We start from the raw sequence: 26,771 nt of genomic DNA on the forward strand, positions 1-26,771 counted from the left end.
GATTGAGAAAATTGTGGGATCTGTCATCAAGGTTTTCAGGATCGAATCAGCATATCTTCAATGTGCAGGGACACGGCAGTCGTTTCAATGATTTCTTCAAAGGCGATAGGCGCGGGCGAGCCTTGTTGGATGGCGATTCCCAGGCGGGTCAACTCTTCATAATGCCCTTTGTCCGCTTCATCGCTTTGCCAGAGGATTACTCCGTCGCTGGCTCGAGTCAAAGATTTAAAGTCGTCAATGATGTAAGCCTCCCCGTCGCAAAAAACTTCAATACGTTCTTTGGGCAAACCTTTTTTGGGTCCCAGCGCAATATAGGTCAGATTGCCAACGCTACCGTCTTCATAGGTCATAGTGGCGCAGAAATTGTCACTTTTCAAATAAGGCAGAGCGCCGGGGTCGATGGAACTGGCGTTGATGGATTGAACCGCAGAACCGGCAAGGAATCGAAAGACGTCGTACATATGGCAGGCTTCGCCAATATTGCGACCGCCGCCCTGCGGCCCTTGCACCCAGTGGTCGAGAGGGATGTAGCCTCCGTTCAGTCGGTAATTGACGACAAGGGGAGTGCGCCGATTCGCCAGGGTCTTGTGCAGGTTTTGCATGGCGGGTGAAAATCTTCGATTGAAACCAACCATGAGAAGAGGCGGCGATTCGAGTTCATTGTAAGTTTGCGAAATCTGGTCCAACTCCGCCCAGTTGAGGGCCAGAGGTTTTTCGACAAAGACATGCTTGCCCGCTTTCAGGCAATCGACGGTTTGCGAGGCATGCTCCTGATGCCGTGTCGAGATCACCATCAAATCAAAATCCGGATCTTTCAGCAGTTCGCTCATGTCGGAGGAAAACACTTCGACCTGATGAGTGCGCACAAAATTGCCTCCTTGCGTCGCGTTGCGGCTGACGACTCCGCGCAGGAAGAACAGGTCTTTTCTTTTTTTCATTTGCGGTACGAGCATGCAGGTTCCAAAGGCTCCGGCTCCGACAAGCGCGTAGCGGGCAGGGCCGTCGGGGCAGATTCGGTGACCGCGCAAGGTAATGCTTTTCGCCTCAGGCGCCTCGGGGAGATCGCGAAGATCGTCCGGGTAGGACAAGAGGACGCCGAGAGGCAGCGCTTCCCCGTCTGAGGCCAGGGCTTTGTAAGCTTCCGGGGCTTCGTCGATTCCGATTTCCAGATCAATCAGGGAAGCGATATCAAGTTTTTTCGATGCGATGGCGTCCATATACGCTTCCATGTTTCGATTGAGCGTCCAGCGCACGTAAGCGTAGGGATAGTCGTGACCTTCCAGTTCGTAGCTGGCGTCGTATCGACCGGGGCCGTATGACGTGCTCATCAATAGATCGATTTCTTTTTTATAGAAAATAGGGCGTTCGATATCGAGTCCGACGTCTCCCACGACCACCACTTTGCCTTTTCTGCGGGTGACGTTCATGGCGAGGTTGACGACGCTACTGGATTTGGTTGCGGCGGTGATGATGGTTCGGTCGGCGCCGAAACCCTGAGTCAAGTCCCTCACCAACACTTCGAAAGCGAGCGGATCGCTGGCGCCAGCTTGCAAACCGTGTTTCCTGGCGCGTTCGACCCGGCTGGGGTCAAGGTCGAGGCCGATCACCTGACAGCCGTTCGCCTGAAGCAGTTGCTGGGTGATTTGTCCTAAAAGTCCGAGTCCTATCAAACAGACTTTTTCTCCCAATTGAGGTTCCGCGCGTCGCACGCCTTGCAGGGCGATGGTTCCGATGGTTGTGGAGGCGGCTTCCTTGAGAGAGCAGTCTCGCGGGACGGGGGCGACCAGATTGCGCGGCACGCACACATAATCGGCGTGATTGGCTTTTCCTGCGCCGCCGCAAGCGACGCGTTGTCCTATCTTGAGATCCGTCACGCCTTGTCCCAGAGCGATGACTTCTCCCGAGGCTGAATACCCGACGTTCCAGCCAAAATCTTCCATCTCGCTCAGCGGCAGACCGTCTTGCGGTTTGGGCGTCAGAACGATTTCTGCTTTGCTCAATGCGACGGAGATTTCTTTTTTGGAGCCGCCGTTGGACAGGATCAAGGTGACTTGCTTGGAATCTTTGGGGTCGAAGATGATCTGGTCGGAAAAAGTTTCATTCTCGTAGCTTCGATTGCCAAGCCAGGCGTCTTTTCTCTCATTCAACAGCCCGATAGAGATCGCGCCTTCGGAGACCGTCCCTTCGACTTGAACGATGGGAATGTATCCTTCCGTAATGCTGATGGCTTGTGAAGACGCCTGATAGGCCCATTCCGAGGCGTCTGTGAGCAGGTCTAGCGTCCCGTTTTTAGTTTCAAAAGTTTTTGCGTCGCAACGCGACCATTCAATCGCGCTTGCCTTGATGTCTTCTTTTTTGGGCGCAGGGCGTTGCGGCATGAGTTTGGCGAATTGCTTTTGAGCGATCGCCTTGACGCGCCGCGCCGCTTTCTCTGGATCCAGAATGGCTTTTTTGAGGTATCTGCCGCCGAGAGATAGTGTTGACTTGGCGCGTTCGATGGAAGTCGATTCTTCGGCGTCGCCGGGGTCTTTGCGAAGCGGAGCGATTTCGGTTCCCACGCTGACCATTGAGTGTTTGACTTGGATCAACACACAGCCGGGTTCTATATTGGGTTTTGGCGCTCGTGTCAGGAACGCTCCGTTGTCGTTACAGAGAATCTGCCGCATGGATTAATAGGAAGTTGTGGAAATAATGGATAGGGACCGTGCGTTACCAGAACTTGACTTCGCAAAGGATAGCATCAGCATATTAATATTTTGGGAAACAAGTTGCAATTCATAATGCTTGAATCCAATGAATGGGAAATCCCTGAGACCTTGTCTCAACAGGCTTCGGGGTCTGGTTCAGGCCCACAATCCTTTCGTGTCTATAATGATTTTTTCCTTAAGAGCAACGGGATCAACATTGGAAAAAACCTGATGATCCACCAGCAATAAAATGATATTGGCCTGTTCCAGCGCCTTTTCGAATCCCGTCAGGCTCACATTCTTCAGATTTTGAAAATCCTCTGGAAGCGCGTCTATATGCGGTTCCACGGCAAGGATGTCGCCGATATCAGCTTCAGCCAGTTGCTTGACAATTTTGACGGAAGGGCTTTCCCTCAGGTCGTCTATATCGGCTTTGAAGGCCAGGCCCATGCAGGCGATGACCGGCGCTTTGAGCGAGTCTGCAATGCGTTTGACTTTATTGATGATGTATTGAGGCTTGCTGTCGTTGACTGTGCGGGCCGTGTGAATCAGCTTTGAATGTTCGGGCGACGAATGCACCAGAAACCATGGATCGACCGCGATGCAATGCCCGCCAACGCCGGGCCCGGGTCGCAGGATATTGACGCGCGGGTGGTGATTGGCAAGGTCGATGAGGTTCCAGACGTTGATATCCAGTTGGTCGCAGATCAAGGAAATTTCGTTGGCGAAGGCGATGTTGACGTCGCGGAAAGCATTTTCGGTTAATTTTGCCATTTCGGCGGTGCGCGCGTCGGTTGTGTAGCATTCTCCCTTCACAAAAGTTTTGTAGAGCGCGGTTGCGCGAACGGAGCATTTGGCGGTCATGCCGCCAACGATGCGCGCGTTTCCAACAAGTTCGCGCAGGATATGTCCCGGCAGGACGCGCTCGGGGCAATGGGCGATGTGAATATCCGCCAGGTCGCCGGCTTGATGCGGGAACGTTAAATCAGGTCTCTCTTCCGCCAGCCAGTTTGCAACGGATTCGGTGCCGCCAACCGGAGAGGTGGATTCAAGGATGACCAGATTGTTCTTCTGCAATACCGGAGCGATGGCCCTTGCGGCGCTTTCCACAAAGGTCATGTCGGGAGTGTTGTCGCTCTTGAGTGGGGTCGGAACCGCAATGATGAAAGCCTGAGAGGCTTCTACCTGTTCGGCGGCCCTCAGTTTTCCGGCCTTGACCATCTTGCGCACCAGCGTGTCCAGATCCGGTTCCACAATATGGATCTGCCCTTGATTGATTGTTTTTACTACCTTGGGATTTTTGTCCACGCCCACCACTTCGATGCCTTGATTGGCAAGGATAGCGGCGGTTGGCAGGCCGATGTAGCCCATGCCAATAATGGATATTTTGTTGAAGGCGTCACTCACGCAATAGCTCCTCGACGATACGCCCGGAGGCTTTGCCGTCTCCATACGGGTTGTGGGTTAACGACATTTCTTTATAGATGTCGGGATTGTCCAGCAAACGATTCGATTCGGCTACGATGGCGTCCCTGTGTGGTCCGACCAGTTTGACGGTGCCGGTTTCCACGCCTTCCGGGCGCTCTGTTGTGTCGCGCATGACCAGAACGGGTTTGCCCAGCGATGGGGCTTCCTCCTGAACGCCGCCAGAATCGGTGAGTATCATATATGAGCGCGTCATTAAATAGACGAAGGGGAGATAGTCCAGCGGTTCGATCAGAACCACATTGTTCGCATCGCCAAGAATTTTCTTTACGGGATTTTGAACGTTGGGGTTGAGATGAACCGGATACACGATCTGGACGTCGGGGCGTTTCCCCTGCTCTTTGATTGCCTGGCAGATGTTTTCAAATCCTTCGCCAAAGTTTTCTCTGCGGTGGCCGGTGATCAGCAATAATTTCTTCTCTGGATTCAGGAACGCAAATTGTTCTTCCAATTGGTTTTTTAATTCGGTGTCGGACTGAATTTTCCCGGTCACCATGAGCAAGGCGTCGATGACCGTATTGCCGGTGACATGGATCGCGTCTTTTGAGATTCCCTCTTGAACGAGATTGTTTTTCGCCCAGATAGTTGGCGCAAAATGAATTGAAGCTAAAGAACTCGTCATCGTTCGGTTGATCTCTTCCGGCCAGGGGAAATGCGGGTCTCCGGTTCTCAGCCCGGCTTCGACATGACCGACTGGAATTTTCTGATAAAAAGCCGCGAGACTCGCCCCGAATGTGGTGGTGGTATCGCCTTGAACCAGTACCCAGTCGGGTCTCCATTCCTTTAATACATCTCTCATCCCGAGCAACACATTGCAGGTGATATCGGTTAAATCCTGATTCGGCTTCATGAGATTCAGATCAAAATCCGGAGTGATGTCGAACAGGTGCAAAACCTGATCGAGCATTTGCCGATGCTGACCGGTCACGCAGATTTTCAAGTCGCAACGCGCATCCTGTTTCAAGAGGTCGATCAAGGGACCAAATTTGATTGCTTCGGGCCGTGTTCCAAACACGATTAGAATTTTTTTGCCTTTTTTATCAATCATTTGGCGGGAGCAGAGAAGGTGACTTCAAGCCGCTAAAAAGTATCAGAAACATGTTTGTTATTCAAGAAATTAACGGAGAATCAGGTTCGCTCAAAGTTCACATTGAAAACAGTCGGTAAGTTGTAAAGATACACATCAGGTGGATGGTATCAGTGCGACATCTTCCTTTTCGGTATTTTGAGGCCAAAGGTGAAGGCCAATGAAGAAAGAAATCGCTTCCGCGAGCAAGTTGCGAAATTTTATTTTCCGTTATGAACCCGGGCTACTCGGCTCCATTCGATCAGAAATTTAGCCTTTGAACAGCTTGTGTCGAACGGCCTTGATTTTCATGAAGCGCTACCCTATAAATGGTTCGATGCGGGATGTCGAGTCTATGAACAGGGCTTTTTTTATTTGGATTCCATGTTTTTGCAATCTTCGAAAATAAAGTTTGCCCGATAGGTGGAGGAGTGGATGGCCTGTTAATTTCCGGAATTAAATCCATATGTTATTTAGCGCCCCAGTTTTTATTTTCTTATTCCTTCCTCTGACGCTGTTGCTGTTTTATTCCGCCAGGAAGCGCAATTTTATATTACTGCTTGCCAGTTTGTTTTTTTACGCCTGGGGCGAAAATCTATTTGTAATCCTGTTGCTGGTTTCCGCAGGGATCAATTATTGTATTGGATTGTTGATCGATGATTCTCAATCCGAAACAAGAAGACGAGTTTTTCTGACAGCGGGCATTTGTCTGAACTTGATCGTTCTTGTGGTTTTTAAGTATGCCGCATTTCTGATTGAAAACCTGAATTCGATTCTTTTAGTTTTCTCTCTTCCAGCCTTAAAACTACCCAGCGTTCATCTTCCTCTGGGCATTTCATTTTTCACATTTCAGGCGATCAGTTACATTGTTGATCTTTACAGAAAGGAAGTTGCCGCGCAACGTAATTTCTTCAGCCTGGCTCTTTATATATGTATGTTTCCCCAATTGATCGCGGGGCCCATTGTCCGCTATCATCAAATCGAAAAAGCATTGAATGAGAAATTTGTAAATCTCAACCGCTTTGCTTTAGGGGTCGAACGATTCATCATTGGTCTTGCTAAAAAAGTTATTCTGGCAGATGGTCTTGCTCTGCTCGTGGATCCTATTTTTGCTCTGCCCAGTTCGGAATTGACATTTACTTTAGCCTGGACGGCTGTCATTGGTTTTTCCCTTCAGATTTTTTTCGACTTCTCTGGCTATAGCGATATGGCTATCGGGCTGGGGAGGATGTTCGGGTTTCGCCTTCCTGAAAATTTCAGCTATCCATATATTTCAAAATCCATTCGTGAATTTTGGCGACGATGGCATATTTCCCTGTCGAGCTGGTTTCGAGACTATCTTTATATCCCTCTGGGCGGGAATCGACTTGGCGCGGTTAGAACCTGCGTCAATCTGTTCCTGGTATTCTTTTTATGCGGTTTGTGGCATGGGGCCAGCTGGAATTTTGTGATTTGGGGGATGATTCATGGACTGTTTCTTGTATTAGAAAGAAGCCGTTTGGGCGTGTTCATACAATCTCTCAGCGCGCCGATACAACATTTATATGCCTTATTCATTGTGACGACGAGCTGGGTGTTTTTCCGTTCAGAATCCCTCGATCAGGCATTGAATTTTCTTTCTGCCATGTTTGGAGTGAATGGATTTTCTAATGCCTTGCATCCCATCAGTCGCTATGTCGGACCTTATATCCTGTTGCTTTTAGTGGTAGCAATTCTGATATCAATGCCGCTTAAAAATTTTGCGAGAAGGGTCTTTGCCCGGGAGGGGTCGTCGCAATACCTCCGACAGCGGTTGTCAGTCCAAAGGTCGGTGAAGTATAGCCTGCTTGTATCCCTGCTGATATTGTCTATTGCATCGATTGCCACGCAAACGCTTCAAACATTTATATATTTTAGGTTTTGATTTTAATGAATGGTTTGCAAACTATGAAAAATCATGGAACCTCAGTTTCAAGAATATTTTTTATATTTGTTTTCCTTTCATTGCTGGTCGCCCCAGCTATTTTAATCAACAGTGAAAGCGGGCTCTTTCCTGAATTCAGGGAAAACCGGAACTTGGCCGAATTCCCGACGCAGGAGTTCAAGGCGGGAAATTTCAAAACGTTTCCTCAGCGGTTTGAAAATTTTTTTAACGACCACTTCGGACTCAGGCCCTTTTTCATTACTCAATTCAATTGGCTCAAATACAAATTTTTTAATTTTAGCAGCAACCCGGAAGTTCTCGTCGGTAAAGACGGGTGGTTGTTTTTTGGGGATGACCGTTTGGACGTTGAGGACTATCAGCGTTTGGCAAGACCGGATACGGAGTCGCTCGACAAGTGGGTATTCTCTCAGGAAAGTAGGCAGACCTGGCTAGATGAGCTGGGGACGCGCTTTGTTTTTGTCGTCGCGCCGAACAAGGCAACGGTTTACGAGGAATATCTTCCAGACTGGATCGGTCAGAGTGATGCTCCGTCTCGTATCGATCGGATGATTAACGGTTTGAGAGAAAAATCCAGCGTTGACATCTTGGATCTGAAGCATGCGTTGATCGAAAATAAGAAGCAGGGTTTATTGTATCACCGTAAGGATTCGCATTGGACGCATCGTGGCGCCTTGGTTGGGGCGACCGCTATTTTAAGTCATCTGAAAAAATATTATCCCGCTCTCGACCTTCCAGACTTGAACGATTTTGAAATGAAGGAAAACTGGATTGCCTCTCCAAATTTTAGTTTGAGGCTGGGGATTAGCTCTGGCGAAACTGTTTTAAAGCCGGTTCCTGAAAATGGATGGACCACTCGCGAAACCGTGGTAAACACCCCTCGGGGCGCAATCCATATCTATGAGAAGGATGACGATTCGTTGCCCACGCTTGTAATGTTTGGGGATTCGTTTTTACCTTATACGCAACGGTACCTGGCGGAACATTTCAAGCGTTCAGTGTTCTCAAACATATGGTTCACTGATTTCATGGATCCGTTTCCGCATGAACTGATCGCCGATGAAAAACCGGACGTGATGGTTTATCTTCGCGTTGAGAGGGGAGTCGTGTCGGACAAGATCAATGAGTATGACGTCCGTTTTGCCAGGATAAAAGATATGAATTGGCTGGATGGATTTGCAGTGCGATTGCAACAGATCTCCAGTGACTCTATTGAAGACAGGTCTTTCGCCGCTAAAAACGAATTGGCCAAAATCTCCAAATGGATTCAGGGTTCCGGCTCTGTGAGCATTGAAGAGAGAGAGAATCGGGAAATTTTCATTACAGGAGATGATAATCCAGGAGCCCTGCAGTTGACGTCGCCTCCCATTCCAGTGGAGAGGGAAAAGCGCATGGCTTTATTGCTTCCCGTTGTTGAGATTCAAGGGGGGATAGCGATGGGGATTCTTGACGATTCAGGCCAGTGGCTTGTTTCACCCAGTCGTCATAACGTCAATAATGAAATCTACTTCAATACGAACAACACCGGCTCCATTAAGATTGTATTTACATCCGCTTCTTCGCCTGATGCAAAAACAACGACTCCAGGATTTGTGATCAATCCCTCTTTTCAGGAAATTGAACACCCAAAGGATCGGCTTGTGTCCGTTCCAGGCGACATGGACTCTCGGCCCGTTGCGGCTTCAATGTTTCATGCAAGCGGAAACGGGGTGAAGGTTTCATTGGGTGATAAAGCCAGTCTCTTGGTGGAGGGGGATTCAAGCCAGTTTGGATATCAAATCTCAAGTATGCCTATTTCTGTTCTTCCCAATAGCAATGTGGTTCTTACGCTGCCCCTGAATGTTTCTGCGGGAAATCTGGGGGTTGGCATTTTAAACCAGTCTCAGGACCGCTGGCTATTAGCCGCGTCTCATGTGAATGAAAGTTACCGTTTCAATACGGGCGATAACCGGATGATCACCATTGTTGTTGCAAACGCGAATCATGACGCTGAATTCATTTTGCCGAGCCGTTTCAGCTTGCGCGCTGGAACTATTGCAAATGAAACTCCATAAGCTGATTGAGACAAGGTGATTCAGGGGTGCGATCTATAATGTTAATTATCCCTGAGTGAGAAACGGGGTTTAACAGAAATGAGAATCGGGGCCGGCGTGTGCGAAAGTTGTCGAATTTGTTTTTGCGGGGTTTTCTTCTTTCGGCTATCATGATTTTGCCGTATAGGGCGCATTGTTATACGGAGTCAAAATAATGAAATAAGGCGGTCATGGGTTTGGGCCGCATTTTGATCAATCGATCAGGGCGATGCAGGAGATCGGTCTGTCAGAACGGTTTTACTATTATGAAAGTTCTCGTTACAGGTGGGGCTGGATATTTGGGGACTTCGATGCTTCCTTTATTGCTTGAAAAAGGGCACGAGGTTCGAATTCTGGATAAATTGATGTGGGGCGTGACTCCCATTTTGAGCTATTTTTCTCATCCACGAGTTGAATTCATGTCAGGAGATATCCGCGATCAACAAGTTATTACGGATGCCTTGTCCGGTATGGATGCAGTGATTCATTTGGCGGGCATTGTGGGTTATCCCGCATGCACGGCGGATGTGGGGCTGGCCGAATCGACCAATGTCGACGGCACAGCCTTGTTGGTCGATTCCCTGCAAAGTCACCAGAAACTTGTTTTTGCTTCCACGGGGAGCACTTATGGCGTTGTCGACGGGGTTTGCGATGAATCGACGCCGATCAATCCACTGACGGTCTATGGGAAGAACAAGCAGGATGGAGAAAATCTTGTCGACAAAGTGGGAGGCGTCAAACTGCGGCTGGCGACGGTTTTTGGCGTTTCGCCGAGATTGCGTCTGGATCTGCTGGTGAATGATTTTTGCTATCAGGCGATTCATAATGGATTCATCATCATGTTCGAGGGCTATCACCGTAGAACTTTTTTGCATGTGCGCGACGCCGCCAAGGCGTTCGTATTTACCTTGGATCATTTTGATGAAATGGCTGGAGATGTTTTCAACGTGGGGGATGAAAATCTCAATTTCAACAAGAAAGATATCGCGCTGAAAATACAGAAATTGAATCCATTTTATCTGCATGAAGCGGATGTTGGAAAAGACATGGACCAGAGAAACTATGAAGTGAATTATGATAAAATCAAGAATCTGGGTTTCACTGCAGATATCTCTCTCGAACAGGGGATCGAAGAACTTTTAAAAGTGTGTCGTTTCATCAAGATTGAAAATCCCTGGCGAAATCATTAAAAGGTCTTCCTTCCCATGAAAGCATGCATTCTCCCGCTCAAACAATGGCGTTCTTATTTCTTTCAACCGACTCTATAACAAGCTAACTAATGAACAGTTTCTGGCCAGGAAAGAAAGTGACGGTCACAGGCGGAGCCGGTTTCCTCGGGCGTCATATCGTAGCGCGTCTTGAAAAGGCTGGCGCTGAGGTGTTCGTTCCGCGCCGGAAGGACTATGATTTTGTTCACCCGGACGCCTGTTCCCGATGTTTCGAGAATCACCCTGCAGATATCGTGATCCATAGCGCCGCCTATTATGGCGGCCTTGGCATCACCCTGGCGGAGCCGGGAAAAATATTTTACGAAAACCTGGTGATGGGAGCCAACCTCTTTGAAGCCGCGCGTTGCGCTGGCGTTGAGAAATTTGTGGGCATAGGAACGGCATGCAGTTATCCGGGTTACCTTGAAGGCGATCTTCGCGAGGTCGATTTATGGGCGGGACCTTTGCATGAAACCGTCGTTCACTACGGCCTCACTAAAAAAATGATGGCAGTTCAAGGCGTTGCCTACAAGCAACAGTATGATTTTGATTCCATACATCTGATCCTGACCAATTTATACGGCCCGTTTGATGATTTTGGTCCCGAACGGAGCCACGCCGTTCCCGCTCTTGTCAAACGCTTTGTCGATGCCTGTCGGAATAAGTCTAATGAGCTTGTATGTTGGGGAACGGGGAGCGCGATCAGAGAGTTTCTTTATGTCGATGACGCGGCGGAAGCGGTCTTGCGCGCGACGGAAACGTATAATGATACGCTTCCTTTAAATATTGGAACCGGCGTCGGCACATCCATTAAGGAACTGGTTGAGCGTATTCAATCGATCACCGGTTTTAAAGGCAGGATAGTTTGGGACGACTCCAAAGCCGACGGCGCCGCCAGAAAAGTTCTCGACCTCAATTTGATGAAATCAGCGCTGGGCTGGACGCCTTCCACCGACCTGCAGTCGGGTCTTGAAAAAACGATTGCATGGTATACTGACAACTCCTGAGGCGACGCGCAGGACGTCAAGCAAAACTTTCTTTAAGCTGATTCATTAAATGCGTATTCCGTTTTGCTGAAAGATGCGATCAGCTGTTGACGATTTCCCACCCTCTATTATTAGCGTCTGCATGAATCACCCGACGTTTTAAAAATTCTTCATTCTGATGAACAGTCAATTTCTGGTTCGGTATGGAAGGGGGATCGTCTTGAATTCAAATGAAATTGGAGATTGCTGGTTGTGAATTCAGTAAAGCGCTCCATGGAAAATCAACCGAATCATTATGAGACAACACCGATGACTTTTATGTGCGTTGATGAAAGTCTGGAACGTCTGGGAAGCTGGCCTCATGCGCCTTTTTCATTGGATGGATTGTGTCAAAGATTCGCTTTGAATTTGCCGGAATTGCACAGGGAGAGCGGTCTTTCTGAGAAGTTACTGCGGCAGAACCAACTGCAAGGCGTCGTTTTTCTGATCGGGACCGTTTGCCCAGCTCGAAAACAATTGGGTCTCGCTCGCAAACTCCTTTCCCAGGGTTTGAAGATCTGGTTTTACTGGCAGGATGTTCAAGTGTTGCGCCCGATAGACGATGGTGAATTGAAGAGCTATTGGAAGCAGTGGGTGCGGGCTATGTTTTATTATCGATTTCCAGATTGGCTTGAAACCTGGGTTCCTTTCATTCCGAGGATTCCGTCGACCGGTTCTCACAGATATCTTGCGGTGGTTCCAAGGCTTTGCGCTGTGGCGGAGATAGTTAATGATCGATTGGATTCGATCACAGAAATACAGGAGCTACATTTTGAATCGGTCCAGTGGCGTCTCACAGACAGAATTCTTGCTGAGCTGGACGGCGATAGCGAATTTCAAGGCGTTGTCCTGTTTCTGGAGACTGAATCGCCAGGGTCGGCTCACATGGCCTTGGCCCGGGCAATTATGGCGCGCGGTTGCCGTCTGTATTTGTATTGGCCGAAAAAATCTGCCATTGAATTGTTTACTGAAACGAAATTCAAAAAATACGGGATCCTTTCAAGAGCGTTTTCCTTCAATAGCAATAAGGTGATTCCGGTATCAAGCGAGATAGGGGAATTTGAAATTCCAGACATGAGCGAATGGTATCGCGGCGCTTCAAAATGGATTGAGGGGGATGTTTTAGAGTCCGACGCTGATAAATACAATACCATCATCCACTCGCCGCCGATTTATCTTCAAAAAGGCAAGTCCTGCAATTTTGAAGCGACAATGGATTTTGTGAATAAAAGCCGCGTCAGCATCCTGCTCCAGAAATGGGGATGCAGGGTCCCCGAAGTGGAACGCGATATTCAGGGAGAGGGTCCGCTCAGTTGTTCGTTTCGATATAATGCCGATGCCGATCATGCTTTCCAGATTGTGATTCGCAACAATCGTCCAGATGCGGCGTTTGCGACGAAGTTGCGGAACTTGAGAGTCACTGCAGACATATCTGATTCTCTCACAGAGTCTCCGACGTATTTGCCGCATTGGGGAGGGGTGAAGCGTTGGTTGCATGCGAGATGCAAGGAGTCTCGTTTCTGGAACTCAGTGGTGAGCGCGTTGGAGATGCGGCTGGGTCGGGAGGAGTTGTTGAGTCTTCCGCAGTACATGGCCCTGTGTCCAACGGGCCAGTGCCAGGCTTTGTGCGGGTTTTGTTCGGTAACGACGAACCGAACGGGGATCGTGAAGAAGGAGTTGCCGTTCGACAAGTTATCGCGATTTCTGGCGCCGGTGAGTCGTACGATTCAGATGTACGGTTTGGAAGGTAATGGGGAACCGGCGTTGTACGATCGCTTTGACGATCTGGTGGACGTTTTGACAATGGACGGCGCGGAAGTTTATTTGATAACGAACGGCGAGCGTTTGACGCGCGAGCAGGTGAATCTGTTGCTGGCCCGCCCGGTATCGTCGGTTAATTTTTCGTTGAATGCGGCGACAGCGTCAACGCACGCGCGGGTGATGAAGCTGAAGGATTTTGAGAAGACGGTGTCGAACATCAAGTTCTTGACGCACAATCGTCTGCAGGAAAGCCATCCAACCGTGTCGGTATCGTTTGTGGTGACGAGCGAGAACATCCACGAGGTGCTGGAGTTTTTGGAATTCTGCGAGGACGAGTTGCTGGCCGACGAGGTGTTTGTCCGCCCGCTTTCGGAGTTGGGCGGCCTTCAAGGCGTTGTCGAAGACGTTCGCGAGCTGGTGCCCTACGAAAATGACGTAAGGGATATGATTGAGGGAGTTGAAGCGTATTTGTCTTCGCGTCCGCGTCGAAGCCGGGTGACGTTTAACGCGAAGTCATTCCGGGCGATCCGTCCCGACCCGATGGATCGCGCCTTGTATCCTGCAGGTTATGAGGGACGTTTGCTGGCGTCGCGTCCTGCAGATTGGCAGTGTTCTGATCCTTCATTGAAGTATTCTTGGAATCAGAATGTATTGCATGTTGAAAGGCGAGAGACTAGTTCTCAAGAACTGTTGCGAAGCGGCTCGATTCCTGTGGAGCGCGATTGCGATTTGAAGTTTCGCCTGCGCTGGCGTTTGCCGAAAGGAAACGCGCGAATGCTGGTGGTGGACGCGTCGGGTGTTGAACTGGGAGCGTTGCGCTTGCAGACCGCTTCCGAATGGCAGGAGGGTGAGTTGTCTGTAGCAACAGGGGCGCATGAATATTTAGGATTACGTTTGGTCGCAGACCAGGGCGCCTTGTCGGGAGAAATTGATTTTGAGCGTTTGCGCACGCCGGGATTTGGCGTGAGCCGCGAGTTTAAATTGCCGTATCGCGAACATTGGCAGGTGGAGAGCGAGGGCGCGCAGGTCGATTGGGAGGGACGTCGCAGTCGCGTTCGCTGGCAGGGCGATCCGGGTCCGTATTTATTGGGGAGTTATTCGACGCCGTGTCCGCGCGATACGCATCTTTCATATCAGGTTGGAGTGAATGTGCGACAAGGCGAGCTGTGCATTGGGGTATTGGATGAAGGTTCCGGCTCATGGATCAAGGTGTTCAGCTTTAAGGAAGGCGAGACCTTGGGCAATCTGGAGTTTGATACGGGAACGAACAGCCGCTTGAAGGTGGTGTTGTCGAGCGTGAAGTCTCCCCTGGATGCGGAAGTGGACTGGGGCGATTTACTGAGCGTGCCGCCGGGTTATTTGAATCAAGCGAAAGAGAAGCCGTCGGTCCCTCACACTGAGGCGTTGAAGCGGCCGTTGGAATTAACGAAGCTTGAAGAGCCGCAATCCAGAGAAGAGGATCCGCGCGGTTCATTGTGGGATCGGGCGTTCAAGAGGAAACCAGAATATTATTGCCAGAAGCCGTGGACGGATTTGAATAATTTTACGGTGGACGGTCGTATGGATGTGTGTTGTATCGCGACAGGGCCGAGCCAGGAGCGCTACGCGTTGGGAAATATATTTGACCAGGAGTTTCAGGAAATCTGGAACGGCGAGCGGATGCGCGAGTTTCGCCGTACGGTGAATACGGAAGACAAGATGTCTCCGTGTCAGCGTTGCCCGATGGCGTATTCGTATCAGGGCAAGTTTTTCGACCCCGAAAGAACCTTTGATATGTTATGGAATTATTTTTATGTCCGATGGGGATGGAACAAAGACAGGCCGCTCACATCGAAGTTTTATTCCTTCTCGAGAATGTTGTTCAATGCGACCGTCTTCATGAGATTTAAAAAACAATAGAGACTGCTGTCATTTAAATAATGATTTCCTATGGAAGAAGTTCTGGAAATAATTCCACCGGTGGACCGATGGAAAGTTAGGCACGCCCGTTGGGTTGAAGGCGGTCGTATGCTGGAATTTGAGGCGTTGCCTTATCGGCGTTTGCTCGAGTCGCCCTCATTCAAACTTGTCGGAGGGAGGGTGTACCGGATTGAACTGTCCTACACTCCTGTGGGAACAGGAGGGCTTGGTATTGGAGTGCGCCGGGGGCGTAACTGGTCCTGGGATCTGCGGCGCGATTATGTCAGCGATGAGCCGGTGAATACGACCGTGTTTTTTCCCGTATCCGAGACAGAGACTTTTCAAATAGTCTTGCATCATTTGCAGGGTGGAGAGCGGGCGACGACGCAAATCAGAGATCTGTCCGTTTCTCTGGCCTGCGTCAATGAAGGCCTGAGCGCAGAAAGCGATAACGCCGAGATCCCTTTCAAGTCGGTCTGGAAACGGAAGCTGCATTCCCTGTGTAAAAATTCTGGATTATGGAACAGCGCTGTTGCGGCTATCGAGATGAGGTTGGGGAGAGAAGAAGTCCTCAGTCTCCCTCAATACATGGCCTTTTGCCCGACAGGACAATGCCAGGCGCTGTGTGATTTCTGTTCGGTCACGATCAACCGCGCAGGCGTGGTCAAGAAACAATTGCCGATGCAAAAGCTGGATCGGTTTCTGCTCCCCGTAGCTAAAACGCTCAGGATGGTAGGGGTTGAAGGGAATGGTGAGCCGACCTTGTATGACGAGTTTGGCGAACTGATTGAACGGATCACGACAAATGGAACGGCGTTTTACTTGATCACGAATGGAGAACGCTTGACTTCGGTTTTGATCGACCGTCTCCTGGCGTCGCCTGTCGATTCAGTTAATTTTTCGGTGAACGCCGCGACTGAAGAGACGCATGCCAAAGTGATGAAGTTGACGGATTTCGATCGTGTTATTGGGAATATTCGCCAATTGACAGGGCAGAGATCTCCGGGATTGAACCCGACGCCTCTTATTAATGTATCGTTTGTTGTGGTGCATCAGAATATCCATGAAGTCGTCGAGTTTTTGAAGATCGCGGAAAACGACTGGGGCGTCGATGGAATTTATATCCGTCCTTTGTCTGAACTTGCAAATGATTTTGGGGCGATTGAAGATCAAAGAGACCTGGTTCCCTTCAAAGAAGATATCGAAGGAATGGTTGAGCAGGTCAACGACTATTTGAGAACGACGCAACGTAAAGCTCAAGTTCATTTCTTTCCTGAGACCTTTCGATCTTTTCGGGAAAATCCATTAAGCGATTCATCATCTACGTTCAAGCTTCCCCCAAAGAGCCGCTGGCAATTGGAGAACCACAGTATCAAGGCATCCTGGTCGGGCAGTCGCGTCGCTGTGAGAGGAGAAGGTTTTGTCGGTCAGTATTTATTAAGCAGTTACAACGCCCCTTGCAGAACCATGCAGGATATGGAGATTCCGATTGAAGTGATTGTGGAATCCGGGACGCTGGGTATTGGCGTGTTGGATGAACAAAATAGTAAATGGATCAAAACGGCATCCTTTGACAAGGGCCGTCACGGGGAAACGTTCAAATTCAATACAGGCGACAACGGCGCATTGAAGCTGGTTCTATACGCAGGTTCCGATGATGCTCTACAATGCGAAGTGGACTGGAAAGACGCTCTGGATGGGGGGGCGAAGGATGAGGCGGTTTTAAATTCAGGATCGGAAGCCGTATCGGAGAATGAAGGTCGCTCTTCTGCAAGGCATAGAGATAAAACACAGACGCTCTGGCAGTCGCTCAGCGGGTTTTTATTCAAACCGCGTTCCCCTGGCTCGGTGAAATATTATTGTCAGAAGCCTTGGACGGATTTGAATAATTTCTCGGTGGATGGGCGGATGGATGTGTGTTGCATTGCTACCGGTCCGAGCCAGGAACGCTATGCGCTGGGGAATATCCACGATCAGAGTTTTCAGGAAGTGTGGAATGGCGAGCGGATGAGGGAATTTAGACGCACAGTCAATTCGCCGGACAAACTGCCTCCCTGTCAGCGATGTCCGATGGCTTACGCTTATCAGGGCCCGTTCTTTGATCCGAAACACACTCTGGACTGGCTGTTTGAAAATCCCTTGCTCATTCTGGGCGTGGGGTCGCTGAAGCCGGTGTATCAAAAAATTATTCACAGAATGATCAAGACCGTTTTGGAGCTTGCGGTGTTTGCTGGTTTCAAAAGGAATTGATTCATTTGTTTCATAGAGTGATAAGGCGATGAAATACGATTTAGCCATGATCGGCCTGGGTAATATGGGAATCAGCGTGCTTGGAGCTTTTCTGCATCGCGGGAAAACCTGTATGGGCATCGATATCGATGTCTCAAAATTGAATGCGTTACAAAGCGGAAAGATGATTGTGCGCGAGTCGGGCGCCGCGGAAATTTTTGAAAAGGCGCGTAACGAAAAGAGACTGGATTATGCGACGGGTATCGATCAAATAAAAAACGCGAAGGTTGTTTTTATCAGCGTGCAGACGCCGGCGAAGGGGAATGAATGCGACTATTCGGCCCTTTCCGGAGTTTTGAGGCAGATCGCTTTGCAGGCGGCGCCCGATCAGGCCGTCATCATTGGAAGCACCATCTTTCCGGGAGGCTTGGCGGACGAATTGCTGAACGAACTCCGAGATCGACCGGATATTCGTCTCATTTATGAACCGGTATTCCTTCGCGCTGGATACGGTATTGAAGATTATTTGCGTCCAGGGAAACTGGTGCTGGGTATCGACGATCCTGACAATCCACCGCCGGAAATTGCGGAGTTATTAAGTCAGGTGGTTGAGGCCGAGCCGAAATGGGTTTCCTTGCAGGAGGCGGAATGGATCAAGATGGTTCACAACGCCTGGATGTGCGGCAAGATTTCCTTCGCCAACGAAATGGGCGCGCTGTGCGATGAATATAAAGTGGATACGAACCGGATTTTTGACATCTGCTTTTCCGAGAACGCGCAGGGAAGGTTGATGACCTTGTCGCATATGAAACCCGGCGCGCCGTATTCGGGGCCTTGTCTGCCAAAGGACGCGACAATTCTGGGCGGAATTCTTGAAAAGCAGGGAAGACCCTGGATGCAATCGGGAAGCGTGCTGGAGGCCTTGCGAGTCAGTAATGAAAATTACATCGACGCCATTGTAGAGCAGTGGCTTGCCACGGGGCGGGAAACGGGCAAGCCCTTGGGCTTGGTCGGCTTGACCTTTAGGCCGGGCTTTGATGAGATGCGCGGTTCTCTGGCGTTGCCCTTCATCCGCAGGGCTTTGGCTGAGGGATTGGAGGTCCGCGGATACGATCCATTCTTTGACGGCATTGGCATCGAAGAGTTTATGCTGGTCTGCCGAAATGATAAGGAATTGGAAAGCTATCATGCCCATTGTTCGCATTCTCTGGAGAGCGTTTGGAACGAATGCGGCGTTGTTTTACTCAATCGCAATCTGGATATTAACGAGCGTCGGCGTCTGGATGATTTTTCCGATTGCCCACGCAAGATAGACCTGTATGGAAATAAATTCTAAAAACGAAACCTTCGATTTGTCGATCGTGGTGGTCGGCAGAAACGACGACCACGGCATCGGTTTTTTTGATCGCATGGTCGCCTGCATGGAATTCAACCGCAAGAACCTGTTGCAAGCAGGGGTGAACGCAGAATTTATCTTTGTCGATTGGGCCTACGATCCGGGAAAACCCCTGTTCGCGCAGTTGCTGAGAGACAAACTCCCCTGGTGGCATACCGCGATTGCTGTTCACCCGGATTGGCAGGAGCGGCTCAAGGAGAATCCGCGTTTGGCGTTTCTGGAATTTTTTGCAAAGAATGTGGGCATTCGGCGCGCTCGAAGCGAATTCATTCTTGCTACCAATTGCGATATCTTTTTTTCAAAAGATTTGGTGCGATTTCTTGGTCGGGGAAAATGGCTGGAGGATTGTTTGTATCGATCCGTGCGTATCGATTTGCTCAGCGCCGTGGGTATCGATAAAATTGACTACGGCATTTTGGAGCGACCCGAGTCGGTGTCTTTTGTACGTTACCCTTGCCCTCCCTACTACGACCACGCTTCCGGGGATATGCAGTTCATGTCGCGCAAGCTCTGGTTTCAGGTGGGTGGTTACAACGAACGGGTGCGTTTTAGCAAAATTCATAAGGACTCCAATCTGTGCGCTTGCGTTGAGCTGAAACATCAGGTCCCCCTGAAGTTGGTGGGTTCGGTTTACCATTTCGATCATGAAATGTCTTATAATGAAAACCGTTTGCCCTTTGGTCCGCGCAATGAAACGGCCCCGTACGGGCCGGACTGGGACTGGGAGGTTTCATACGAAAACCCGCCTCATTGGGGCCTTGGCGATCAGGAAGTCCAAGCCTTCCCCGGCGATCCTTCAGTGTTTTGGATTGATTATCCAAATTGAGACGATGCCTTGACCATGCCAAACACACCTGAACTATTATTGATCAATGCGGTTTCTCCGAAACCCGCCGACGTTGAAAGACTTTGCGCCGCGCTGACGGCTTTGCCGAACGATAGCATCGAGACGATTCTCTATGTCGCGGGCGAGGAAAGAAGCAAGGACTGTGCGAGCCGCTATCCTTTAATTCGCATCTTTCCCTATCATCGACTGTGGTTGCAGGATGCGAATGCCTTGGTCGCTGAATCGCAGGCGCGACGCGTGGCCTTGAATTTTTCCCCTGAACTGGACGCAAATTCTCTAGCGGAAATTGTTCATCGTTCCCGCGATATTGAAAGTAGCGTGATTGCGGCCTACCCGGATTATTGCGAGACGTTAAAGCGTAAGCCGAATGGGTTTGATGCGCATCATTGGCGATACCAGACGCCGCGCGCTCCATCCGGGGCTTTTCTGTTCGACCGGGCTGAAGTGGCGGCGATGGGCGGTTTCAATCCGGCCTATCCCCTGGTCGCTTACTGGGATATGTGCTTGCGCATGGTGTCTTCCGGAGGTTCCTTCAATGCATTGGATGCAAGGTGTCTTCCCGACTCTCCCGCCTACGCGCCAGGGGCGGATGCGTCTGAGCGCATGCAGTTTCTCATGCAGGGCGCTCTCATGCTGGTCGAGCATGGCGAAGTGGCTTTGGGGGCGGTCAACCATCTTCTACTGCAATACAATTTGTACGAGCAAGTGAAGCCCGGTTCGCCTTTGTATCCCTGGCTGAACGATACTATGCGGGACAACTTGTTGATGTCGATACGCTCGACGCTCGCCGGATACAATGCGCAAGGAGCATGGTTCGAGCGAAACGGGCTGGATGCCTACCCGGAGATCACCGGAGGCAAGATTCATGATATGCGAGCGGCGTCGATATACCCGGCGGGACTCCAGCCGCTGGCGCGGTTTTTAAAAAAATGGTTTTTGAAGCGTTTTGAAAATAAATTCCGCAGAGGTTTGCGGTGAGGGCGCCGGCGATTGACGAGGTCAGGGAATTTTGGGATCGCAGACCCTGCAATCTCAAACATGGCGTCGCCGAGATTGGAAGTCGGGAATACTTCGATCAGGTTGAGGAGCGAAAGTATCTTGTCGAGCCGCATATCCCCGAGTTTGCCGAGTTTGAAAAATGGAAGGGCAAGCGCGTGCTTGAAATCGGTTGCGGTATCGGCACCGACTCTATCAATTTTGCCCGGGCCGGAGCGGACCTGACGGTCATGGAGTTGTCCCAAAAGAGTTTGGACTTGTGCAAGAAGCGTTTTGAAGTGTTTGGCCTGAATGCGCGGTTTTTTCTTGGAAACGCAGAACAACTCGAAGAAACGCTTCCAAACGAAACTTTCGATCTGGTTTATTCTTTTGGCGTGTTGCACCATACCCCGCATCCTGAGCAGGCGGTTGCGGGAATCAAAAAATTCATGAATGCAGATTCTGAACTGCGCGTGATGCTGTATTCGAAATTCTCGACCAAGAATCTGATGATCCTGTTTGGATTGTCCCAGCCTGAAGCGCAGACGGGTTGCCCGGTTGCCTATCGCTACCACTTTCGCGAAGTAGAGAATTTATTGAAGGGTTTTAAAATTCTTGAAATGCGCAAAGAGCATATCTTCCCTTATGTGATTTCTGAATACGTTAAATACAATTACGTTCGCAAACTTCCCTGGCGCGTTTTGCCCGATTCCCTGTTCAGACTGTTCGAACGGCAACTGGGTTGGCACACGCTTGTCCGCGCGCGCCTGCCTCGAAAATGAACAGCGATCAACACCCTTCCCCTGCGCTCCCAACCCTTACGGTGGTTGTGCCCAGTTTCAATCAAGGCGAGACGATCGAACAAACCCTAATCAGTATTTGCGATCACAATGCGATGGATGGCGTCGAAGTTTTGGTGTTCGATGCCTGTTCGACGGACGGGACGGAGCGCGTCCTCGATGCCTGGAAGTCACGTTGCACGGTGATTCAGGAAAAGGATCGCGGCCAGAGCGATGCGATCAACAAGGGATTCAAAAGGGCGAGCGGGGACATTGTCTGCTGGTTGAACACCGATGACATGTTTTTCCCTGGCGCGCTGGATCGGGTGCGGACCTTGTTTGCTGAAAACCCGGAGGCGGGCGTCATCAGCGGTCGCGGTGTGCACCTGAAGAAAGACGGCAGTTTTGACATTCTCTTTCCAGAAGGACCCGATTTGAGCGAGCGCAACATTCAATCCATGCGCATTGACCTGTTGCAACCTGCGGTATTTTTCCGTCGGTCTTCTCTGGAGCAGATTGGCGGCATCAATCCGGACTTGCAGTACCTCATGGATCTGGATCTGTGGATGCGCTTCGTCAAGGCTGGCGTGAAATGGAAACTGGTAGATGATTTTTTTTCCTCCGCGAGGGTTTACCCGGAGACAAAAACTTCGAGCGGCGGCTGGACCCGCTTGAGAGAGCATATGAAATTGACGCGCAGGCATACAGGGAGCATGTTTTCCCGAACGACCCTGAGCTTGCTCATGACCTGGGGAATGGCGTCGCCTTATCCTCGACTTCAGAAATTATTTGAGATTCTGTACCGTGTTTATACTTTGATGCGGTCGGGTTCGGTTCGCCCGCCACGGCACCAGCCGCTGGAGTGCTTGGGAGAGACGCGTGTCAGTTTCCCCTGGTATCAAGGGAGCTGTGACTCCATTCGAGTTTGTCTGGAGCGCCTGGACGGGACAGCCGGGGCGGCGAAGGTCAGAATCCTGTGTGATGGCGTGGAATGGGAAGGGCCGTTCCACGCGGGCGAAAACGAAATCGAACTGCGTGGAGATTTTGCATCTCCGTTATTTTCCGTTTCGGTGGAAACCTCACCGCCTGTTGTATTCAAGCTTCTGAATGTGATTCCAGGCCGGAAATTTTGAAACCGGGGCTTAAATGAAACGGTTGATTTTGTGTGGGTAGCAATTGAGTTCAGAAGCCGGTGTTTTCCTTGATGCGGTCGCAAACGTATTCGGCAAAGGGCAGGGCGCAGGTGAAGCCGGGAGAGACCGCGTTCAGAATATGCATGGAATTGTCATCTCCTTCCAACACAAAATCCATTTCCAGTTTTTTCTCTTTTATGTTGAGTAGCTGGGCGCGAATCCCCGGCTTGCCCCATTTGGAATAGTCGGAGAGGCGAACGCCTTCGAGAAGTTCCGAAGCAAGAGAGACCAGACAGGAGCGGGAGTATTTTCGGATTTCTTCGTAGGCGAGTTTTTTGAAATCAAAGTTGGAGTGAAAAAAAAGTCCCAACTGGCGAATAGCGATCTCCATCATTTCGTTCAACTTGAAATTTTTCAGTCCGTCGTATTGTTCGCGCCAGAACGCGGGAATGGCGGTGGGGCCAATTTTGACGTGGCCTGCAGAGGTGACGGTGAAATGAACGCCGAGAAACGGATTGCGAAGATCAGGTACGGGATAAATATTCGTCCTCAGAGAGCCGGGTTCTTGACTGGAATAGAGATAGAGTCCTTTGAAGGGAAGGATGCGATAGTTTTTTGAAAAACCAAAATCCAGGCCGATGGTGTCCGCGTACAAACCGGCGGCATTGACTAGATAGTTGCACTGAAACGAACCTTGGGTCGTTTTTATTCCCGACGCTTCTCTGCCAAGATAGCGAGCGCTTGAGATGATTTCGACTCCAGATCGAACGGCGTCATCTTTTAGAGAAAGTAATACTTCGACTGGATCAACCGAAGAGGTTGAAGGGGAAAAAAGCGCTTTTTCGAAGGTGCGGGCTTTGGGCTCAATGTCGCGCGCTTCCTGTTCCGAAATGAGTTTCAGTTCCACTCCATTGTTTTTGGCGCGATTCAATAACTCGTCGAGCCAAGGCAGTTCGCTTTCATTGCGAGCGACAACGAGTTTTCCGCATTCATTGATATTGAGTTGCTTTTCTTTACAGTATTGGGTGAGGCGCTGGTTTCCCGAACGAGTGAAGCGAGCTTTCAGGCTATCGGCGCTGTAATAAAATCCGGCATGAAGAACGCCGCTATTCCGTCCGCTGGCGTGCAATCCGCATCGCTCTTCTTTTTCGAGGACGGTGACAGAGGCGTCTGCGTGGCGTTTCTTTAACTCCTGCGCGACGGCGATTCCGATAATGCCTCCTCCGATCACCAGAAAATCGCGGTGGTTCATTTACAAGTTCTCCTGATTGTATTTAGGGGCGAAGTATTGGAAGATGGGGGTAGATTTGCCTGGTTCATTTGTGCGTGAGTATATCGAGCCGGAAATGGCGTTTCAATATCAATATTATTTTCATCATTGCCTGATAATTTTTCTCTGGGTTGCGATCAATGTCTGATTGGCAAACGGATTTTTCTTAGGGACAATCAAAGTTACAGGCATTATTATTGATCGGGGTGATCCGAAGGATTAGTATGTGGGTTTATAAAGGGAAGCCCTTTCCCTGCGCGCCTGTTGAATGATATAAAACGTGATTGTTTAAAAACTAAAGTGATTTAACGAATGAAAAAAAATCTCGACCTTTTGTTGGTAACGCCTCCAAGCAAGGATCAGGTGTTTCAGAAATTAGGAGAAAATCTCACCGGAATCGAGCCTCCGGTCTGGTCCACTTTGATGGCTACTTTTGTGCGGAATAGCGGTTTTTCAACTCACATCCTCGATGCTGAGGCGGAGTGCATTGGTTTTGACGAAACGGCGAAAAGAATCCTGGATATAGATGCGGTGTTAACCGTTTTTGTGATTTACGGACATCAACCCTCGGCGTCGACGCAATGCATGCCAGCGGGCAGAGCGGTTTGCGACAGAGTCGTTGCCGCAAACGCTGAGTTAAAGACCCTGGTGATGGGCACGCATGCATCGTCTCTTCCAGAACGCACCTTGTCGGAAGAGCCCTACACCTATGTCTGTCAAGGGGAAGGGCCTGACACCGTCCTCAATTTATTGCAGGCCCTGAAGGCAGGAAGCGATCGATTGGATAAGATTCCGGGTCTCTGGTACCGCAAGGACGGGAAGATTTTCAATAATCCAACGGCGGAGAACATTGTCGATCTGGATGGGCGTTTGCCTGGCCAGGCATGGGATTTACTGGATATGACTAAATATCGGGCGCACAACTGGCACTGTTTTGATCATATTCATGCAAGGCAACCCTATGCTTCGTTGCAAACGAGTTTGGGGTGCCCCTACAAATGCTCCTTTTGTTGTATCAATGCGCCCTTTGGGCAGGCGGGTATTCGCTACTGGTCTCCCAAGACGATTGTGGACCAGATTGATATTCTGGTGAATCGTTACGGGGTGAAGAATATTAAAATTCCTGACGAAATGTTTGTGCTCAATGAACAGCATGTTTTGGGCATTTGTGATTTGATCATTGAGCGCGGTTACGATCTCAATATCTGGGCTTATGCCAGAGTGGACACGGTGAAAGACAGATACCTTGAGAAATTGAAGCGGGCTGGATTCAACTGGCTGGCTTTGGGTATCGAGTCTGGAAGCAAATATGTTCGCGACGGCGTGGAAAAAGGTCGTTTTGGCGATGTGGACATTGTCAAAACAACGGACAAAATCAAGGAGCATGGAATATACATTATCGCGAATTATATATTTGGTCTCCCAGACGACACTCACGAAAGCATGCAGGAAACGCTGGACCTTTCGATTGAAATCAACGCAGAGTGGGCAAATTTTTACTGCGCGATGGCGTATCCGGGATCTCCTCTTTATGAGAGGGCCGTTCAGTCGGGATGGCAATTGCCGGATGGACCGGGCGGACCTGGGTGGATTGGTTATTCTCAACATGCTTATGAAGCCTTGCCACTAAGAACGGATTCTTTGGCTTACACGGAGGTTCTGGATTTTCGTGATAAGGCTTTTGATCATTACTTCACGCATCCCAAATTTCTTGAAATGATCAATAGGAGATTCAGCCAGGAGTTGGTCGACCACATACACGACATGGTTCGCGTAAAAATCAAAAGAAAGCACCGGTCGGTAAGCCTTTAGTTTGGCGATTTGATGAGTCTCCCCGGAAATTCTCTAAATGAATTCCTTCCTTCAATTTAAAATTATTCGCGACGTTCCAATATGTTTGCGAATCTTGAAGCCTCGAGCCAAAACGGTTGATAGAGTTTGGTCGGGTCGTTGTTGCAAGTGAAAATTTTCTACCTGGGTTGCGGCTGGTTTTTTGCGGCCTTTTTTATCCAATGGGCGCTATGGAAAATTCGACTTCCACAACGACAGGCGAAAACCTTGCTGATTCTTTTCGGCTTGATCTGGTTGACGAGTTTGGCGCTTGTCTGGATGGTTTCTAGCGATCCCGACCATTGGGCGGCCTTGCAGAATCCAGCCGAGTACCTTCATTATTCCTTCCTTTATATCGCGTTGACCCTTGCCTATCTGAACACCTACCCGGGACTGGAAGCGGACAGCCCGTCTCTGGTCATTGTCATGACCATTCATCAGGGAGGCGAGGAAGGGGTTGCAGTTGAAAAATTCTATGAAACGCTGACCGACGATTTGCTGGTTAAACCGAGAATCCGTGATCTGCTGGTCGACAAGATGGCGACTCTCGACGATGGAAAGTACCGCCTGACGCGCAAAGGACGCCTGCTCGCCGTTCTATTTGGCGCTTATCGTTCCCTGTTGAAAGCGCCGAAAGGAGGCTGAGGAAATCATGGACTATTCCCTTTTGAATTTGCTCAGCCCGTTCATCGGGCTGGCGGTCAATCTTGCGGTACAAGTTGCGAGCTATCGTTTGATTGCGCGCCTGGCCTTGTTGCAATCCTTGTTCGTTGGTTGCGGTGCGGGCTGGTTAGGTCTTGGCCTGTTTGAGGGAGGCCTGTTGACGGCGACTGACCGGGATGGGATTTCCTTTGCCGCGCAGTTTGTGGTCAATTCGACGATTTATTTTCTTCTGGCCTACAATTATTTTCACTTCATCAATATGGGGGAGACCGCCCGAAGGATTCGCATATTGAGAGAGTTGCATGAATCTGAAAACGGCCTGTCGCAAGAAGAAATTCTGGAGCGTTACAACGCGCAGGATATGATTCGTCTGAGGATGCAACGCTTGTTGAACAACGGGCAGATCATCCAAAAGGGCGGTCGCTACTACATTGCCAACCCCACCGTTCTGAGAATTGCCCAGTGCGTGACATGGTTGAAATGGATCATGCTGGGCAAGCGTAGCGAATTCGAGTGAGGGAAGCT

General features: G+C 49.9%; 18 protein-coding genes. 14 read left to right on the forward strand and 4 right to left on the reverse strand.

Annotated elements, in window-relative coordinates:
• Positions 1-35: 35 nt before the first annotated feature.
• From G3M78_07925 to wecB, 3 genes are all read right to left on the reverse strand, one after another.
• The gene (locus G3M78_07925) at positions 36-2,567 is read right to left on the reverse strand and encodes a Gfo/Idh/MocA family oxidoreductase (GenBank protein QPJ66804.1); all 2,532 of its coding nucleotides are present in this window, start codon (positions 2,565-2,567) and stop codon (positions 36-38) included.
• A 276-nt stretch (positions 2,568-2,843) separates the two neighbouring features.
• Positions 2,844-4,139: a UDP-N-acetyl-D-mannosamine dehydrogenase gene (wecC, locus tag G3M78_07930; protein ID QPJ65321.1), complete on the reverse strand. Its 1,296-nt coding sequence runs from the start codon at positions 4,137-4,139 to the stop codon at positions 2,844-2,846.
• Positions 4,087-5,220, reverse strand: a complete 1,134-nt coding sequence (gene wecB / locus G3M78_07935; GenBank protein QPJ65322.1) for a UDP-N-acetylglucosamine 2-epimerase (non-hydrolyzing) — start codon at positions 5,218-5,220, stop codon at positions 4,087-4,089. The genes wecC and wecB overlap by 53 nt, the downstream gene beginning before the upstream one ends.
• 484 nt (positions 5,221-5,704) lie before the next feature.
• Between wecB and G3M78_07940 the strand changes: the two genes are divergently transcribed.
• The 11 genes from G3M78_07940 to G3M78_07990 all read left to right on the forward strand — a co-directional run bounded on the left by G3M78_07940 (position 5,705) and on the right by G3M78_07990 (position 22,483).
• Positions 5,705-7,141, forward strand: a complete 1,437-nt coding sequence (locus tag G3M78_07940; protein QPJ65323.1) for an MBOAT family protein — start codon at positions 5,705-5,707, stop codon at positions 7,139-7,141.
• Positions 7,142-7,146: 5 nt separating this feature from the next.
• On the forward strand, positions 7,147-9,213 hold the full coding sequence (locus G3M78_07945) for a hypothetical protein (protein ID QPJ65324.1): 2,067 nt from the start codon (positions 7,147-7,149) through the stop codon (positions 9,211-9,213).
• Between the two features lie 284 nt (positions 9,214-9,497).
• Positions 9,498-10,421, forward strand: coding sequence for an NAD(P)-dependent oxidoreductase (locus tag G3M78_07950; protein ID QPJ65325.1), 924 nt, complete (start codon positions 9,498-9,500; stop codon positions 10,419-10,421).
• Between the two features lie 89 nt (positions 10,422-10,510).
• Positions 10,511-11,446: an NAD-dependent epimerase/dehydratase family protein gene (locus G3M78_07955; GenBank protein ID QPJ65326.1), complete on the forward strand. Its 936-nt coding sequence runs from the start codon at positions 10,511-10,513 to the stop codon at positions 11,444-11,446.
• 297 nt (positions 11,447-11,743) lie between these two features.
• Positions 11,744-15,124 (forward strand): radical SAM protein, encoded by a 3,381-nt coding sequence (locus G3M78_07960; GenBank protein ID QPJ65327.1) that lies wholly within the window; start codon positions 11,744-11,746, stop codon positions 15,122-15,124.
• Between the two features lie 30 nt (positions 15,125-15,154).
• Positions 15,155-17,374, forward strand: a complete 2,220-nt coding sequence (locus G3M78_07965) for a radical SAM protein (protein ID QPJ65328.1) — start codon at positions 15,155-15,157, stop codon at positions 17,372-17,374.
• A 28-nt stretch (positions 17,375-17,402) separates the two neighbouring features.
• On the forward strand, positions 17,403-18,689 hold the full coding sequence (locus G3M78_07970; protein QPJ65329.1) for a nucleotide sugar dehydrogenase: 1,287 nt from the start codon (positions 17,403-17,405) through the stop codon (positions 18,687-18,689).
• A complete protein-coding gene (locus G3M78_07975; protein ID QPJ65330.1) occupies positions 18,673-19,575 on the forward strand; it encodes a hypothetical protein in 903 nt (300 codons plus the stop codon). Before G3M78_07970 ends, G3M78_07975 begins: the two co-directional genes overlap by 17 nt.
• A gap of 15 nt (positions 19,576-19,590) precedes the next feature.
• Positions 19,591-20,574: a hypothetical protein gene (locus G3M78_07980; protein ID QPJ65331.1), complete on the forward strand. Its 984-nt coding sequence runs from the start codon at positions 19,591-19,593 to the stop codon at positions 20,572-20,574.
• Positions 20,571-21,353, forward strand: coding sequence for a methyltransferase domain-containing protein (locus G3M78_07985; protein QPJ65332.1), 783 nt, complete (start codon positions 20,571-20,573; stop codon positions 21,351-21,353). Before G3M78_07980 ends, G3M78_07985 begins: the two co-directional genes overlap by 4 nt.
• The gene (locus tag G3M78_07990; GenBank protein ID QPJ65333.1) at positions 21,350-22,483 is read left to right on the forward strand and encodes a glycosyltransferase; all 1,134 of its coding nucleotides are present in this window, start codon (positions 21,350-21,352) and stop codon (positions 22,481-22,483) included. Before G3M78_07985 ends, G3M78_07990 begins: the two co-directional genes overlap by 4 nt.
• A gap of 49 nt (positions 22,484-22,532) precedes the next feature.
• Here G3M78_07990 and lhgO read toward each other — a convergent pair whose 3' ends face one another.
• The gene (gene lhgO, locus G3M78_07995; protein ID QPJ65334.1) at positions 22,533-23,735 is read right to left on the reverse strand and encodes an L-2-hydroxyglutarate oxidase; all 1,203 of its coding nucleotides are present in this window, start codon (positions 23,733-23,735) and stop codon (positions 22,533-22,535) included.
• A gap of 330 nt (positions 23,736-24,065) precedes the next feature.
• Between lhgO and G3M78_08000 the strand changes: the two genes are divergently transcribed.
• The 3 genes from G3M78_08000 (at position 24,066) to G3M78_08010 (ending at position 26,763) form a co-directional block, all read left to right on the forward strand.
• Positions 24,066-25,565 carry a radical SAM protein gene (locus tag G3M78_08000; protein ID QPJ65335.1) on the forward strand — a complete coding sequence of 500 codons (1,500 nt, stop codon included), beginning with the start codon at positions 24,066-24,068 and terminating at the stop codon, positions 25,563-25,565.
• Positions 25,566-25,712: 147 nt separating this feature from the next.
• The gene (locus G3M78_08005) at positions 25,713-26,228 is read left to right on the forward strand and encodes a hypothetical protein (protein ID QPJ65336.1); all 516 of its coding nucleotides are present in this window, start codon (positions 25,713-25,715) and stop codon (positions 26,226-26,228) included.
• A gap of 7 nt (positions 26,229-26,235) precedes the next feature.
• Positions 26,236-26,763 carry a hypothetical protein gene (locus G3M78_08010; protein ID QPJ65337.1) on the forward strand — a complete coding sequence of 176 codons (528 nt, stop codon included), beginning with the start codon at positions 26,236-26,238 and terminating at the stop codon, positions 26,761-26,763.
• Positions 26,764-26,771: the final 8 nt, after the last annotated feature.

This window comes from Candidatus Nitrohelix vancouverensis, from assembly GCA_015698305.1.
GTDB lineage: Bacteria > Nitrospinota > Nitrospinia > Nitrospinales > VA-1 > Nitrohelix > Nitrohelix vancouverensis.

Bases quoted from the DNA above. Each gene is read 5' to 3' on its own strand.
- G3M78_07925 (QPJ66804.1), bottom strand. From the start codon at position 2,567: ATGGTCAGCGTGGGAACCGAAATCGCTCCGCTTCGCAAAGACCCCGGC.
- wecC (QPJ65321.1), bottom strand. From the start codon at position 4,139: ATGGAGACGGCAAAGCCTCCGGGCGTATCGTCGAGGAGCTATTGCGTG.
- wecB (QPJ65322.1), bottom strand. From the start codon at position 5,220: ATGATTGATAAAAAAGGCAAAAAAATTCTAATCGTGTTTGGAACACGG.
- G3M78_07940 (QPJ65323.1), top strand. From the start codon at position 5,705: ATGTTATTTAGCGCCCCAGTTTTTATTTTCTTATTCCTTCCTCTGACG.
- G3M78_07945 (QPJ65324.1), top strand. From the start codon at position 7,147: ATGAATGGTTTGCAAACTATGAAAAATCATGGAACCTCAGTTTCAAGA.
- G3M78_07950 (QPJ65325.1), top strand. From the start codon at position 9,498: ATGAAAGTTCTCGTTACAGGTGGGGCTGGATATTTGGGGACTTCGATG.
- G3M78_07955 (QPJ65326.1), top strand. From the start codon at position 10,511: ATGAACAGTTTCTGGCCAGGAAAGAAAGTGACGGTCACAGGCGGAGCC.
- G3M78_07960 (QPJ65327.1), top strand. From the start codon at position 11,744: ATGTGCGTTGATGAAAGTCTGGAACGTCTGGGAAGCTGGCCTCATGCG.
- G3M78_07965 (QPJ65328.1), top strand. From the start codon at position 15,155: ATGGAAGAAGTTCTGGAAATAATTCCACCGGTGGACCGATGGAAAGTT.
- G3M78_07970 (QPJ65329.1), top strand. From the start codon at position 17,403: ATGAAATACGATTTAGCCATGATCGGCCTGGGTAATATGGGAATCAGC.
- G3M78_07975 (QPJ65330.1), top strand. From the start codon at position 18,673: ATGGAAATAAATTCTAAAAACGAAACCTTCGATTTGTCGATCGTGGTG.
- G3M78_07980 (QPJ65331.1), top strand. From the start codon at position 19,591: ATGCCAAACACACCTGAACTATTATTGATCAATGCGGTTTCTCCGAAA.
- G3M78_07990 (QPJ65333.1), top strand. From the start codon at position 21,350: ATGAACAGCGATCAACACCCTTCCCCTGCGCTCCCAACCCTTACGGTG.
- lhgO (QPJ65334.1), bottom strand. From the start codon at position 23,735: ATGAACCACCGCGATTTTCTGGTGATCGGAGGAGGCATTATCGGAATC.
- G3M78_08000 (QPJ65335.1), top strand. From the start codon at position 24,066: ATGAAAAAAAATCTCGACCTTTTGTTGGTAACGCCTCCAAGCAAGGAT.
- G3M78_08010 (QPJ65337.1), top strand. From the start codon at position 26,236: ATGGACTATTCCCTTTTGAATTTGCTCAGCCCGTTCATCGGGCTGGCG.